Origin of the sequence: Calothrix sp. FACHB-168 (genome assembly GCF_963889195.1) — a bacterium.
GTDB lineage: Bacteria > Cyanobacteriota > Cyanobacteriia > Cyanobacteriales > Nostocaceae > Aulosira > Aulosira anomala_A.
Genome location: NZ_CAWPNJ010000046.1, coordinates 1 through 15540 on the forward strand (window position 1 = coordinate 1; position 15540 = coordinate 15540).

10 protein-coding genes and 1 CRISPR repeat array are annotated in these 15540 nt (G+C 42.3%); of the genes, 9 read left to right on the top strand and 1 reads right to left on the bottom strand.

Annotation, left to right across the window (positions count from 1 at the left end; genetic code table 11):
* Positions 1-91 precede the first annotated feature (91 nt).
* The gene (locus AACW45_RS25925; RefSeq protein WP_190541537.1) at positions 92-643 is read right to left on the bottom strand and encodes a hypothetical protein; all 552 of its coding nucleotides are present in this window, start codon (positions 641-643) and stop codon (positions 92-94) included.
* 238 nt (positions 644-881) lie between these two features.
* Here AACW45_RS25925 and AACW45_RS25930 point away from each other — a divergent pair, with 238 nt between their 5' ends.
* The 9 genes from AACW45_RS25930 to AACW45_RS25970 all read left to right on the top strand — a co-directional run bounded on the left by AACW45_RS25930 (position 882) and on the right by AACW45_RS25970 (position 15539).
* The gene (locus AACW45_RS25930) at positions 882-1139 is read left to right on the top strand and encodes a hypothetical protein (RefSeq protein WP_190541540.1); all 258 of its coding nucleotides are present in this window, start codon (positions 882-884) and stop codon (positions 1137-1139) included.
* 245 nt (positions 1140-1384) lie between these two features.
* Positions 1385-2050: a type I-MYXAN CRISPR-associated protein Cas6/Cmx6 gene (gene cas6, locus AACW45_RS25935; protein ID WP_190541543.1), complete on the top strand. Its 666-nt coding sequence runs from the start codon at positions 1385-1387 to the stop codon at positions 2048-2050.
* Positions 2047-3627, top strand: coding sequence for a type I-MYXAN CRISPR-associated Cas8a1/Cmx1 (gene cas8a1, locus AACW45_RS25940; RefSeq protein ID WP_199331234.1), 1581 nt, complete (start codon positions 2047-2049; stop codon positions 3625-3627). The genes cas6 and cas8a1 overlap by 4 nt, the downstream gene beginning before the upstream one ends.
* Positions 3608-4573 carry a CRISPR-associated protein gene (locus AACW45_RS25945; protein WP_339385094.1) on the top strand — a complete coding sequence of 322 codons (966 nt, stop codon included), beginning with the start codon at positions 3608-3610 and terminating at the stop codon, positions 4571-4573. The genes cas8a1 and AACW45_RS25945 overlap by 20 nt, the downstream gene beginning before the upstream one ends.
* Positions 4570-5208: a type I-MYXAN CRISPR-associated protein Cas5/Cmx5/DevS gene (gene cas5, locus AACW45_RS25950; protein WP_190635738.1), complete on the top strand. Its 639-nt coding sequence runs from the start codon at positions 4570-4572 to the stop codon at positions 5206-5208. The genes AACW45_RS25945 and cas5 overlap by 4 nt, the downstream gene beginning before the upstream one ends.
* Positions 5209-5456: 248 nt before the next feature.
* A CRISPR array of direct repeats spans positions 5457-5852; the repeat unit is 36 nt; unit sequence GTGATTCGTGGCTTGATGCCGTTAGGCGTTGCTCAA.
* 707 nt (positions 5853-6559) lie between these two features.
* Entirely contained in the window at positions 6560-8869 is a 2310-nt protein-coding gene (locus AACW45_RS25955) for a DEAD/DEAH box helicase family protein (RefSeq protein ID WP_190635739.1), read from the top strand.
* 9 nt (positions 8870-8878) lie between these two features.
* Entirely contained in the window at positions 8879-10360 is a 1482-nt protein-coding gene (locus tag AACW45_RS25960) for a type I restriction-modification system subunit M (protein WP_190635741.1), read from the top strand.
* Positions 10360-11547, top strand: a complete 1188-nt coding sequence (locus tag AACW45_RS25965; RefSeq protein ID WP_190635743.1) for a restriction endonuclease subunit S — start codon at positions 10360-10362, stop codon at positions 11545-11547. The genes AACW45_RS25960 and AACW45_RS25965 overlap by 1 nt, the downstream gene beginning before the upstream one ends.
* A gap of 62 nt (positions 11548-11609) precedes the next feature.
* Positions 11610-15539 carry an N-6 DNA methylase gene (locus AACW45_RS25970; RefSeq protein WP_190635745.1) on the top strand — a complete coding sequence of 1310 codons (3930 nt, stop codon included), beginning with the start codon at positions 11610-11612 and terminating at the stop codon, positions 15537-15539.
* The last annotated feature ends 1 nt before the right edge of the window (position 15540 follow it).

A 15540-nucleotide genomic window follows, 5' to 3' on the forward strand; every position in this document is an offset into this window, starting at 1 on the left:
GAGTAAAACTGTTGGGGAGTCATTCCTAAGCGACAGTTAGCGTAAAGCTGAATCAACTTTTGCTCTCGTTCAGTTATGGGACGAGTTTTGTTCATGATGCTTCTGCTGGCGCGAAAGGTTCGAGGTCTTCTTCCCAAGCCGTATCAGCAATTGTCCAGGCGGCGCTAGGACTATCTTTAGCCAGCCAAATCAGGTAGCGCCACATCCAACAACAGCGATGGGGTGCAAAGCTGTAAAATCTGCCGATCGCAATTCCCCAATCTGTGACATCATCAGACGAAACCCAGCGTAGTTTGTCACCGTACAAAAAGCGAGGTATTTCGACGTTTGGGAAATGATTTGGTAGCTCAATCGACGGCGGCGGGATTTCTACATTAATTTGACTTAGCACCAAATCTGATTTGCCTTGCTCAATAGCGCTTAAATAACTGGCGATTAAATTACTTTCAAGGCTATTAGTTAACCTTTGGATGAGTATTACTGCTAGGTTTTCTAGTTCTTGTCTCTCCACCAAGTATGCTGCATCAAAATTTGGATGGGAAAAATTGCTTAACCGCGATAGTAGTTCTGTAATGCCAAAGTCATCTAAAGCCTGTTGATAAATATCCGAGCGATCGCGTTGAACACTCACAGGGTTTACCATAGATAAAATCTCCTTGAATGGGGAAACCAAAAGCCAGCGTCAGCCGTGGAAAGTTGGGCGCTGGCTTTTGCACAGGCGATTGCATGGTTTGGCAACTAAGCGATCGCCTTTGTTTTGTTACTCTATTGTAGTTATTTGTTATTACTAAATCAAGAGCGTCACTACAAAATTTTCCAAACCCTGCAAAATTGAGGTAAATAGAGTTATTACAGATTTAGGGCTTGAAGCAATAACTAATATGGCAAAGCGTCAGACAACAAAGCTGAACAATCAAATTATCGTCAGGATGGACGATGAGACCAAGGAAGCTTTTATGAATAAAGTTCAGTCTGAAGGGAAAACAGCTTCGGAATTAATCATGGGATGGATTCGTTCTTACCTTGCAGAAGAACGTCACGAAGTACCTGATTTAAGCGCAATTCATCAAGACTTAGAGAATTTAAAGCAGCAAGTTGCAGTAATTCAAAACGAACTCTTGGGAAAAATCGCAGCCTGAGAGATGAAAATGATTCTCTCAGGCGATGGATAGACGAAATCATTAATTCTGCACCCAGGATTCCAAAAGACCCATCAGACACATGACGAGTTTGGTTTTCTTAAAGGAAAACTTGTTATTACAGGTATATATACATAGTAACTAATAATAGTGTTTGCGATGACAATGAGGACAATTTTGCACAAGAAAATGTTGATGTATTAACAAACTCTGACATCTTTAAATTTTTCTCAAAATTTCCATCTATGGCAGCCATATTAATTCAAAGTGAGGAATATGTAGACTTAACGTTTAAGCTAAGAGGCGCACCGATTCCTCTTGATAATGGTTATGTTATCTATAGCGCATTGTCCAGGATTTGTCCTATCCTTCACGAACTAGAGTCTATTGGGATTCATCCGATCGCCGGAATCCCGACCAGGAACAAGTTGCTTGAACTTACTGCTCAATCTCGTCTAAAAATTCGGATTCATCATCAACAAATTCCTTTAATTTATCCTTATTTAGCGGGGCAGGCTTTTCATATAGGACAAAATTCTTATCAACTAGATATTCCCGACTACAAACCGTTAATTTCTTCAGAAAGTGTCTATTCCAGATTAGTCGTAATTACAGGGTTTCAAGATTCTACTAACTTTATTGAAGCTGTTCAACGGCAACTAGATAATTTAGGAATACAAGGAAAAATTGAACTTCTTACCAGACAAGATGGAATACCTCAAAAAAGACAATTAACCATCAATAAACAAGGTAAACAGTTTAAAGTTAGAGGACTTGGCGTAAAAATAAGCGAACTCAACCCAGAAGATTCCTTAACTTTGCAAGAACAGGGAATTGGTGGGAAACGAAAGATGATGTGTGGAATATTTGTTCCAGCGACTCGCAGCCAGGAAGAAGAAGAAACCTCATGATAGTCCCTACCCAACCCAAAATTTCCCTATCTCTCGATGCTGCGGATACGACAATAATGCACCGCGTCGGAATGACCGGGCTTTACATGACTTTAAAGCGATTAGAAAAGCAATATCCCTCATCTCGTCAACGCGGAGGACATATATCATGGTCTTTGACTGCTGATACTATTGAATTATTCTGGCAAGGAAGTGATTTCGTTGCTCTATCTTGGTTAATTAAGGAGTCTTTTCAATTAGATGATACAGGTTTAATTCATTTAGCAGGATTAGACAATGATGCAATAGATTTAAGTCAGAAAATCCATATTCATGAGGGAATATGTGCTGTTTTTCTGCGTCTTAATAAGTTTTATCAAGCAGGGGAAATAGTTAACACTGAACTAACGGTTGAAGAAAAAAAAGTCGAGTATCAATATAAATCCCTAACTTGGTACGCACATCAAACCTTTGCTGAGAAATTATGTGAGGTAGATACCCAACAACTCAGGCAGGATGATGTGCAAATAACCAGTTGGTTGTATTTAGGGGGAATTGTCCGCCATGCTAGGACGCAGAATACTACAAAACTGGAAGAGAAACCTGAATACGCCTTAGCATTATTATTTGTACCAGTAGTTTGTCATTATTGCTTACTTCATATTCCATCAGAAGACTTGAAGGAAAAGAAACCCCATCGCTACTTGGTGGTGATTCCAGAAATCAAGGATTTTGAAGATGCTTCTCAAAGAAGATGGCGATTACAGCAATTAGAAACTAAACAGCTTCATGTTAGTAGCCTTGGTGAAGCTGGATTACTTTATTACAGCTTAGACGATATTCAGCCTGAAGGCAGCTACTATCAAGCTTGTCAAGTTTGGTTATATGAAAAAATGAATCAAGCTTCTCGTCAAAGAACATTGATGAGTATAGAAGAAATTGAAATTGATAAAAATACTTTAATCACTTATCAACAGGCTCAAAAATATTTTCAACCCAATTATCACAAGATTGAATATAAGCAAATTTTTATTAAAGTAAATCCGATTCGCTCCCTGATTGCTGATAATTTAGTTACAGGAATTCATTGGTGGTCTAATTTTTGTGAAAAATTGGTGATGGAGGATTCAAAAGGATATTTATTTAACCAGCTATTTTTCAACCGCGAAGGATTAATAATAATGGCAGAGAATAGTGAAGAAGACAAGCAGTATCTTATTTTTATTAAGGTATTTCAGCAAGCCATGAAGGGCAACTTTGCTAAAATGTATGCCAAAGCTGAGGAAGGGAAAGACCCTCCCATTAAGAAGAAGGTTGAACGATTAAGGGCAGAGCTAAACAATTGTTATGATGAATTGTCGTTTAAGGAATATTTATCAGACTTTTTAGTAAAAGGGGGATTAAATAAGTATTTTAATGAGCATCAAGAAGAAATTTTACTACTAATTAAGAAATCATCTTGGCAAGAAATAAGAATTTGGTCATTGTTAGCGATCGCCAGTTATAAACCCAAAGATAAACCCACAAATACGGATGATACTTCATTCCCAAATAATCAAAAATTAGAAGAAGTGAATGATGAGTCAGAAGAAGAATGACAATAATATCCCCAATTATTATCTTTACGGAACAGTCCTCACTCGCTATGGTTTAGCCTCCTTAAATCATGACATGAGACGAGGAAATAAGACTACTCTGCAAAAAGGCTATTGGAATGGTAAAATTCATTCTTTTGTAGGTTCCAGTGCAATTCGTTGGGCGTTACGCTTTTATCTTCAAAAGCAAGGTTATTTAGTAAATCGAGTTTGGGATGAGGACGAACATATTAATCGATTAACAAGTGAAGATTTCGATCCAGAACAATTTTATGATGATGATATTTTTGGGTTTGCTTTATTAGAGTCTGCGGAAACAGAGGACGAGACTTCAACAACCAAGAGAAAAAAGAAACAAACAAAAACTAGCACTCCTAATCAGCGAATGGGTGCTTTAGCGATGAATATGGCTGTGTCGCTAACGCCTTATGATGGTGCAGTCAAGTTAGGAGCGAAAAGTGGCAGAGAAAAGGATAGCACATCGCTTCACTTTACAGAATATCATGCCACTCGGTATCAATATTATTTTGGAATTAATGCCACTCATCTCAAAAAATTTTCGCGGATTTTACCTTTGATAGATGGGATTATGAATATTCCCAAGGTAGGAGGGAGTAGTAATATTTTTAATTATCCTTTCTGTCCTGATAGTTTGGTATTGCATTGGACAAATCATTTTGCTTCATATATTTCCTATTGTTTTGAATATTGCGATCCTAAGAGTAAGGAAGCAAAATTCACCAAAGAATTTATAGATGAAGTGGAATGCGGACAGATTGACTCTAGTCAATTATGGATTGGGGGAACAATTGTTAAGGATTTACAGCAATTGCATAATTTTGAGAGTTCTCCTTTTAAGAAGGCGCATATTTATCGGAATCGAAATGAACTGATTGAAAATTTGAAAACAGTCATTACAAGAGATTTGGGGTTAGAAGAATCAAAATGACTGTGCCATTAATTCTCTATTTGGATGTTCCCTTTGCGACTTTTCGGGAGTCCCATGCAAGGGAAATAGGAAAAACCTACCCTGTCCCGCCTCCAGCAACAGTGTATGGGATGTTGTTGTCTTTGGTAGGGGAAACGGATGTCTATCGCCACTGTGGGGTAGAATTGGCGATCGCAATGTTATCTATCCCCAAAAAGTCGCGAATTTTGCGTCAAATGAGACGCTTTAAGAATGCCGATTTTAGCCATCCAGAGAATGTTATTCCCGGTTATCAAGAAATTTTGTCTAATCTCAAGTGTTTGATTTGGGTTCGTTCTGACGGGGAGAAGATACAACCAAGTTTAAGGGAAAGAATACAGTTAGCGTTTGACTATCCTGAACTAGTAAGGCGGTTTGGTTGTTTATTTTTGGGAGAAAGTGACCAATTGATTAAAACGATCAAACTTGCAAGGGAAGATTATCTAGAGGGGGTGCGACAGTGGGCGATTAGGGATAATCGAGGTAGGTTAACCTTACCCTATTGGGTTGACCATGTGGGGTCAAGAAATACTCGATTTTTGAGATATCGGATTGAGGAAATGACAAGTTCACTACCTCCTGATTTGGCGTGGACAATGATTCAATCCCCAATTTGACAAGTATCTCTTATGGTAAAGGGAATTTAGGGTAAAAGAATAGTGGAAAGGTTTACGCGGTAAGGGATATGGTAATTGAGGCAAGGAACAAGGTGCTTGCCATTTTTGGGAAAGTTTATCGGCACTTGGTTTGAGGGGCTGAAAGTAAGGGAAACTTTAGTAAGTTTTGTGTTTTTGGTTTCTCGATCTGAAAGGTACTTGTAAGATAGTAAATGAGCCTTGCTCAGTTAAGGGTTTTCACCTTTGCTGTGATTCGTGGCTTGATGCCGTTAGGCGTTGCTCAAACATAACAACGGGCTACACCAGCAAACCAATCTGATAGAGTGATTCGTGGCTTGATGCCGTTAGGCGTTGCTCAAGTTGAACCCCAGGTTTGCGCGATAGCTGTTAGTCCGTGATTCGTGGCTTGATGCCGTTAGGCGTTGCTCAATTTCTTATCCTTGGTTCCCTGTGTGCAAGGCTTAAGTGATTCGTGGCTTGATGCCGTTAGGCGTTGCTCAAATTTCTTTTTCCATCCTTGAGGGAGGCTTGGGATATGTGATTCGTCGCTTGATGCCGTTAGGCGTTGCTCAAGTAAGGTTCCCTACCTCGCCCAAGGTTGCTATCCAGTGATTCGTGGCTTGATGCCGTTAGGTGTTGAGCAATGAGATACAGGTGAATTAAGGTTGTGTTTACCACAAATTCCTCTTCAACAACTACTTTGACTAGAAATTTTTCCCATTGCTCAATTTGATGAAGCAGTTCTAACCTGCGATAGCTACTTAGTGCAAATGAAGCAGAGAGAATTTCTATGCATACAAGAAAGAGAGGTAAATTGAATCACCTCTCCAAGCGATGGGATAGGTTCTTGTGTTTTATGCTACGTCGGCTACAAGTAAGCCATTAACAGCGATGATGATTATTTGTGCTGCCAAAGGAGTGTCACAGCATTGCCTGTCATCCCTATTACAGGGTTGTGCTACCCATTTCCCCTAGAGATTTTGTTAGAAAGTGCCAAGTAGTTGAGAACCATTCCAGACTTGATACAGTTCACCCAAGTTATCTGGTACTGAGTAAATTTCAATTTCTGGTAATACTGGGTCGGCAAGTTGGTCAATTATTCCTCAAACTCTGATTCAGCTAAGGTTGAGTGTTACAAAAATTTATAGATATTAAGCAGCTACCAGCCATTGATAGAAATTTTCGTCATTCGCATCAGATGGCTGGTAATTATCTATGTAGTTATGTATAAATGAATTAGAGTTTTGTTTTAAATTCTCATTCTTCGGTAGGGTGATCCCAACAACAGAATATGGTAAAGGCAGACTAACGAAGGCAAAACTCAGTCACTTTTAGGCAGAAAAAGCAAAAGATGCCGCGAAACGAGCAACAAACGTGTCGAGAGATTATTGAACCTGCCTTAAACCAGGCAGGCTGGGAGTTTGACAGGGAGGTGGAGATTGGCCCTGGTAAGGTAAATTTGAGTGGGGAGCAGATGTATGACCCGACACAAAAGATTGTTGCTGACTACGTGCTGCGTCTGTCACGGATGCCTTTGGCAATTTTAGAGGCAAAGGCTGAACATAAGCCTGCTGCTGATGGAATGCAGCAAGGATCGCGTTATGCCCAACGGCTAGGGCTGCGGTTCTCAATTGCTTCTAATGGACAAGAATACATACTCACTGATAATCATACAGGTGCTTATCAGCGGTTAACTCAGGTTCCTACGCCTTGGGAAATTTTAGATCGACTGGGACGCTCCAACATTGATTGGGATGCATGGCAACCTGTATTTGAGTACCCCTGGTATGAAGATCAGATTACTCGCCGCAGAGTGCGCCCATACCAGGAGATGGCTATCTTTGAGACACTATACCGCTTTAGCCAGGGAATGACCCGTGTTCTGTTGTTAATGGCAACGGGTACAGGCAAGACCTTCACGATTTTTCAATTAGCCTGGAAGCTGCTGCATGGTAATGTATTGCAGAACAACAGAATTTTATTTGTCACCGATCGCAATAGTCTTAAAGACCAGGCTTACCGGGCGTTTGCAGGATTTGCTTCTGATGAACGGGTGGTGATTGATAAGAATACAGTACGTCGGAACCAGCACCAGGTTGGCAAGCTTTTCTTCGCCAATTATCAGAATTTGGATGAAGAATTAAATGATAAGAAAATTTACGAGTATTTTGAGCCAGATTTCTTCGATCTGGTGGTAGTGGATGAATGCCATCGTTCTGGATTTGGCGACTGGTTTGGGGTGTTAAAATATTTTGGCTCTGCTTACCAATTAGGCTTGACCGCAACTCCACGGGAAATTGATGATAGTGGTCGTCCTTTAACAGAGGAGGAGCAGCGACGGGATACCTATAATTATTTTGGGGAACCTGCCTATACCTATTCATTAAAGCAGGCGATTGAGGATGGCTACCTAGTTCCCTATCTGCTGGAAGAGCGGATCAGTAACGTAGATGCAAATGGATACACGGGGCCTGATGGCAAACGCTATACAACGAATAACTTTGAGCGAGAGATCCGTTTGCCAGACCGGACTCGGTTTATTGCTGAGGATTTGTGGCAAATTTTGGGTCGATATGGGCTACGCCAGGAGAAGACTATCGTTTTCTGCGTGGATGATACCCATGCGGCATTCATGGCGCAGGAACTCCGCCGAATTTCGGGTGATAATAATTATGCTGCCAGGATTACGCGATCAGAGCGTAATTCTCACCAGCTTGAACGGAATTTTGCGGAAATTGGCTCAGGTAATCCTCGTGTTGCAGTAACGGTTGATTTACTCACGACTGGCTTTGATGCGCCGGATGTGAAAAACATTGTCTTTGCACGTCCGCTTAAGAGTTCCATCCTTTATAAACAGATGAAGGGGCGGGGAACCCGACTTTGTGAGGACATTGACAAACGGTACTTTACTCTATTTGACTACGCTGGAGCAAGCCAGCTTGAGGATTCAGAATTTGATGGACATCCAGCAAATACTCAGAAGCCAAAATCGAAGTCCAAGTCTTCATCTGGCTCTGGATCTACTCACAGGGCGGAAGATACAACTCCTAAGCCCGTGGCTGAGGGTGTATCAGTCATTCTCTCGAATACGGAACGCTATGTCTGTTTAGCTGATGGGCGCAAGATTCCTTTTGATGATTATTGTGAGCAATCGAAGGAAATTATTCGCAGCATTTCTAGTGCAACATTAGATGAACTATTACAAATCTGGATTGACCAAAGCAGCCGAAAAGAACTTTATGAGGAATTGAAGGATCGGGATATTTACATCTCTGCTTTCCAGCACTATCTTGATTTAGATCACACAGACGGGGTAGATATTCTAGCCAAAGTAGGCTTTGACCTAGTAAAAGTTCCAACTCGGCATGATCGCGTAGTGCGTTTTTGGGATCAGGAAGAATATTGGCTCATGAATCAGGTAGATGAACAAGACATTCCAGAAGAGGAGCAGCTAAAGTCTCGGTTCTGGCAAGCAAGCTTAGATCACTATGCCTTGTTTGGCATTGACGACTTGGAGCGGGGAGCTACCTACAGTGCGCCTCAGTTTGTTGCCTTATTTGGTAATTTCAGTAGTATGCTGAGACGCTATGGCGGTGCATCTGCTCTGAGAAATGACCTGGAAGCAGTAAAGCATCATTTATATGTGCCGATGGTAGCATGAGGATAGCGAATGGTAGGGACGACTACAGGAAACGGGACAGTTGATCATCGCCGCCAAGAAGTGCAGCAGGCGGTGAAGAATGCTTGCGATCAACTAAATAGTGATGGGGTAACTCCTCGTGACTATGTTGAGCAATTGGCATGGCTGTTTTTCTTAAAGGCATTTGACGAGATTGAGCAACGGCGTGAAGATGAGGCAGCATTTGAGGATAAACCCTACACTCGCCTTCTGAATGGGGAATTTCAGTGGTCTGAGTGGTCAAAGAAGACTGACAGACCTGACGAAATGTTGGAATTCGTCAACGGGCGTTTGTGGGGGCATCTACAAAACCTAGAAGGAGATGGAGCAGCCGAGCGGATTAAGCGCATTTTTTCTTCTGTTAAAAATCATTCTCGCCGGGGAGCCAGTTTCGCCCGTGTAGTACAGCAGATTAACCGTTTGCACTTCAGTGATGATACTGATGTAATCGTGCTGTCAGAAATTTATGAGGACTTGCTGAAACGGGTAGCAGGTGATTCTGCTGGGTATGCTGGGGAGTTTTACACCCAAAGGCATCTGATTCGGGCTATGGTTCAGGTAGTACGTCCAAAGATGGGCGATCGCATTTATGACCCGTGCTTTGGTACAGCAGGCTTTTTGGCGGAATCTGCGGAATATATTCGCCATAATCATGGCGTATTAAGCGGTGGTGAATTGGAGTGGTTGAAAGATGAAACCTTCTTTGGAGTTGAGAATAAGCCTCTCACCTACCTGCTTGGTACGATGAATATGCTGTTACATCAAATTGAAGGAGCGCGGTTAGAACAGGCGAATACTTTAGAAATTCACACTTCCAATGTGCCAGAGAAACACCGTTACACCGTCATTCTGGCAAATCCGCCCTACGGTGGCAAGATGGCAAAGGAACTGCAAACCAATTTCACGATTAAATCAGGTTCAACTGAAGTTCTATTTTTGCAGCACATTATGGCGAACCTTGCAAAAGGTGGACGGGCAGGGGTAATTGTGCCGGAGGGTGTAATGTTTCGAGGCGGGCCTGATGCCAAAGTGCGAGAACGGTTGCTGACAGAATTTGATGTTCATACAATTCTGTCATTGCCTGCGGGTTGTTTTTTGCCGTATACGGCAGTTAAAACCAGCGTCCTCTTCTTTGATCGTCGAATGGACGGAAAGACGACTGAGAGTGTTTGGTTCTACGACCTCAAGAATGATGGTTTTGAGTTACAAACAAACCGTCGTCCTATTGAAGGTAATCAAATCCCTGATTTCTTAAATAAGTGGGAAAACCGGGTGGAGAGCAAAAGTTCTTGGATGATTTCTCTCAAAGTTCTAAAGGAAAAAAAATGGGATCTCCTACCTAGAAATCCCTATGTTGTTGATGATTATGAACATCGTCCTGCTTTGGAATTAGTAGAAGCTATTAAAACTAGAGAATTAAGAATTATTGAATTGCTAGATGAGCTTGAGGAATTGCTAGGAGTTGAAAAGTAATGGTTTCTAAAGATTGGCAATCTGCAAAGCTCGGAGATGTATTGCTTATTTGCAGGGGAGGAGCATGGGGGGAAGATTGCGATCAACCTAATGTGGGTGTGCTGAGGGCGAATAACATTACTGAAAATTTCCGTCTCTCGTTTGATGGTGTAGCCTGGAGAAAAATTCCTGATCAACAACTTGCTTCGTTGCGCCTAGAAAATGGCGACATCATTTTGACCAAATCAAACAGTATAGGGCGAGTTGGTAGCTGTGCATTATTTCATCAACCTGATGATGACAGAAATTATATTGCAGCTAACTTCTGTCAAATGCTTCGTTTTAACCAAGAAATAATTAATGCTGAATATGCTTATTACTGGCTGATTTCACCTGATGTTCAACAGGCTATAAAGGCAAAAGCTACTGGCACTAGCGAAAGTCTACAAAATATTAGTAGAGAGAAGATTAACCAAATAGATATATTTTTTCCCTCTCTTGATCAGCAGAAACAGCTTGCTGCTCGTATCAAAGAATGTATAGAAAAAGTAGACGAGATTTACCAACTTCACAAAGATAATAGGAAGGAAATAGGGAAACTCAAGTGCAGTTTGGTATTAGGTAAGCAACGTTCTGAGCGTAACTGGATTGAGATAAATGAATTAGTAAGTTGGATACAAAATACTGAATCTGTTAAGGAAAACGAAATATATCATTTTGTTGGTACTAAATCCTTCGGTAAAGGTCTTTTCCATAGTGCAACCCGCACAACCCAAGACTTTAAATACCAGAACTTGCGCCGCTTGAGACATCGAGACTTCATATATCCCAAACTCATGGCTTGGGAAGGTGCATTTGGCATGGTTCCTGAAGAATTCGATGGTTTTGTTGTCTCCCCTGAATTTGTCGTCTTTCGCACCAAAGATGACATCATTTGCCCCGAAGTCCTAGATACTTATTTCCGTTCCCCCATTTGCTTAGAAGATGTTAGAAATGCTAGCACCGGATCAAACAAACGTCGCAGACGACTTAATCCGCAGGCATTTCTAAAACTAAAAATGCCCGTGCCCCCCCATGACGTACAGGAGCAACTGAAAAAAGTTTATGAGTTTGAAGCAAAAGCAGCAGAGAGTTGGAAAGATTTACCAGAGACTTTGGAGAAAATCCGCCAGGGTATTTTGAAGAAAGCATTTGCTGGAGACCTTTAAGCATTTAGGCGAGATTAAGTTATTTTTCTTTCTCTGTTCAGTATCTAAGCATTAGCAATCGGATGAATTTAGAACAGCGAGATTTAAAAAAAGAACTGTGGGGGGTGCTGAATACCTACCGCAGAAGCGGCAGAATGCTTGATCGTGATGTTGTCATTCATACTGCTGCTCTGTTGTTTTTGCGGTGGGCAGATTATTATGAAGCAGAACAAGTAGCGATCGCCGAATTCGAGCTATCTTACTATACCTCTGCTCTGCGAGATAACATTCGTTGGTCTACATTGCGCCTACAAGATCCTCGCGATCTCATGAGAATTTTCCAGCGCGAACTTGTTCCTTCTCTAAAATATGCCGACTCAACACCGCTTGGAAAGAAGCTTTACTGTCTTGGAGTTGCCCTTGAACAAACCGGAATTGAGCAATCTGAATCGCTACCCGCGCTAGAACCTCTCTTTGAGTTATTTCAGTGGATCGACTCTTTACCCTTTGACTCTGCAAGCGATCGTGCTGCTGCCGGAACCATCCTAGAAATTTTGCTCTCAGGCTCTGTGGAAGCCAAAGACATAAGGCAATCAACCACCCCTCAGCCGCTCGCTGATTTAATGATCGAACTTGCTGACCCAAAACCAGGCGATCGCATCTACGATCCCTGCTTTGGTATGGGTAACTTACTCGTTGCCAGCACCCGTCGCCTGCATGAGCAAGCTAAGTTTCTGTCTCCCCGCAACTGGCTAGAAATTCAAGAAGCCAGTATTTTTGGCGTTGAAATTAATCCCATCGCCTACGCGATCGGGATAACTCGTGTTGTACTAGCGGGCATCGATCATCCAAGACTAGAACTTGGTGACACACTGGAACGCTCATTACTCCGCAATCGAACCTCTGAAGGGTTTGACATAATTCTGGCACATCCACCCTGGGGGCAGAAGTCAAACTCCTACGCTTACCGAAATGAATTCCCGATCCACACCTCAACTACAGAAGCCCTTTTCCTGCAACACATCATGGCTTCACTACGTCCAGGTGGTCGAGCCGTCATCGCCTTTCCTCAAAGCATCTTCTTTCGCTCAGGTGCAGAAAAGCAGATTCGCCAACGTTTGCTTTCCGAATTTTGTGTTGAGGGGGTTCTGGCACTTCCTCCTGAAGCTTTTACGCCATTTGCCAACATTCATGCTAACCTGATCGTCTTTCGACGCGACAAGCCTGCCTCCTCTGTTCGCTTCTTTTTAGTCGAGGATTTTCCCTCCGGTCTGCGGAAACGAGAAGCAGCACTACCCGTAGAACAGCAATTATTTGCCAAACAAGTTGCCCAAACTTTCCGCCAAGGCAAACCTGGAACCTACCTCTGGAACACTCCAATTACTACTCTTGAACAAAGAGACTGGGAACTGCTTGTAAAGCGAACGGGAGATGATGCACTTGGCGAACAGTTGAAAACCCTAACAGAAACTGACCCAGAAATAAAGCTGCGATCGCTTGACGAAGTTGCTGATGTTTTCACCGGAATTTCTTACCAGCAGGATGTAATCACCAAAGATGCCAAGCACCCTGACGTTTTAGCTGGATTATTGCGCGTCTCTGATGTAAAAGACATAGGTGTAAAAGCCCCAAAATTATTCCTGACTCAAGCCGGAGAATCGAAAGTTAAAGAAAAATACTATTTGTCTCCCTTAGATATTGTCGTTACAAAGTCTGGCACGATTGGTAAAGTCGGATTAATTTCAGATACTCCTGGAACTGTAAGGGCTATTGCGACTCAAGGTCTGGTTGTCATTAGACCTAAAGAAGGTATTACAGCCCAGTACCTAGCAGAAATTTTACGCTCCCCAGTCTATCAGTCCTGGCTGAAAGGACACTCCCGTGGAGCAACAATTCAATACCTTTCGATAGAAGCACTAAAAAATCTTAGAGTGCCTGTTCCACCCATTCAAATGCAACATCGTCTGTGGCAAGGCACTCATGGACGAATTTCAGATGCTTTAAGCGCATTAGTGCGAATAATAATCGGTGCCAGCGATGATCCTGTATTAAACTGGCTCGAACAATCTAAAACTATTCGAGCAATAGCAGAACTTACTGAGGATACCGAGAGTAAAGCAAGGCTATTATGGTTTGATCGCTTTGGCAAAGAACTTTATCAGCTTAGAAATCAAGGAGTTAGTGAACTTGATACAGTTCCCGCAGATATCATGCCCTGGTTAATGGCAGCTGCAACAGCAGCCGCTGCCCTAAGAGGAATTCATGAGATTCCAGATGGAACAGGCCGTTTGGCTGTTTTAGAGAATGCCCATCGCCAAATTAAAGATGCCCTTGAACTACTTAATAACGCTTCTGTTGCTGTGGTCGAAAGAGCACGAGAGGTAAGCATTGTTACTATTAAGCTCATCACCCGTGAAATTGAATCAACTTTGGCAGTTGTAGAAATTGAGATGCGGCTTGAGCCTTCTAGTGTTGTGGTTGGTACACCCAACGAAGTTGCTTTGCTGATCCGAAATACATCCTCAGTCGCAATTAGAAACCTGACAATTAAGACCACCCCAGCAATTGGAACTGGCAAGATTTCATACCTCCGTAATGGCGATGAGGCCAAAATCTCCCTGCTAGTAGAACCTCAGCAAGCATTCGGTATCTTTAATTTCAATATTACATGGGCTGCATCTCGGTTAGATGGGACATCTATTGTAAAACAAGTACCCTTGACCCTTGCCATTCGCTCCACTCGCGATTTAAATCTCAGCAGTGATTTAGGAACTAGTCCATATATCGTCGCTAGTCCTGTTGACCGGAAAGAAATGTTTTTTGGGCGAAATGATGTAATTGAGCAGATTAAGCGTCAACTCTCTACAAGTAAACGAGCCAATGTAATCTTGATAGAAGGTAATCGGCGTACAGGTAAGACTTCTATTCTCAAGCAACTTCAGAAACTGGAAGTTCTCCCAAACTGGATTTTGATAGATTGCTCTTTCCAAGCTGGAGAAGGGCATCAGAGCAAAGTAGGAATACTAACTCAGGATGTTTATCGGCTCATGGCTCGCAAGATTGCCTCGGCTTGTCATCATGCAGGTGTTAATGTTTGGTTGCCTGGACAATCTATATCAACAAGCAATAAACCGTTCAACTTGCAGTTTACATCAGGATTGAAAGAAGCTTTTTCTGCTGATCATCCTTTTGAAACCTTTGAACTTTACCTACAATCTGTGCTGAAAGCTATCCAACCGCGTCGGCTTCTCCTAATGTTAGATGAATTTGACAAACTCCAAGAGGGTATCGACTCTGGAATTACCAGCCCACAGGTTCCTGAAAACATTCGCTATTTGCTCCACGAATACCCAAATTTGTCAGCAATTATTACAGGCTCGCGACGGCTTAAACGCCTTCGCGAGGAATATTGGTCAGCACTGTTTGGGATTGGGCAACGAATTGGAATTAGCGCATTACCTTTAGAAGCCGCAAGAGCACTGGTCACTGCACCTGTAGCAGGAAAGCTCATTTATCTCCCTGAAGCGAGAGATCGTATTGTAGAGCTTTGTGCCCGTCAGCCTTTTCCAATTCAAACATTCTGCAATCTAGTTTTTGAATATGCAGCAAGGTCGGGTGAACGCACTATTACTCCTTCCCATATTGAAAAAGTTGTCAATGAAATGGCTGGAGACAACGAACACTTCCAAACTTTGTGGGGGTATGCAGCAACTGATCGCCGACGAATGATTTTGGCACTTTGTGAGCAGCTAGCCGGAGGAGATGATCCAGTTAACCTTGCATTACTGGAAGTAAAGTTTGAGGAAGCAGGCATCTTAGTTCCACAAGATTCTGGGCTAGGTTCAGATTTAGAATTTTTACGGGAATTGGAACTAATTGAGCTAGATCCATCAGATCGGCGCGGCTCCTCCTATACTCTTACGATTCCACTAATGGGGGAATGGATTAGGAGAAATGTAGATTTTGCTGATTTGAAACGCAAAGCCATCAAGGAAGCTGAGGAGGAACTGTAAG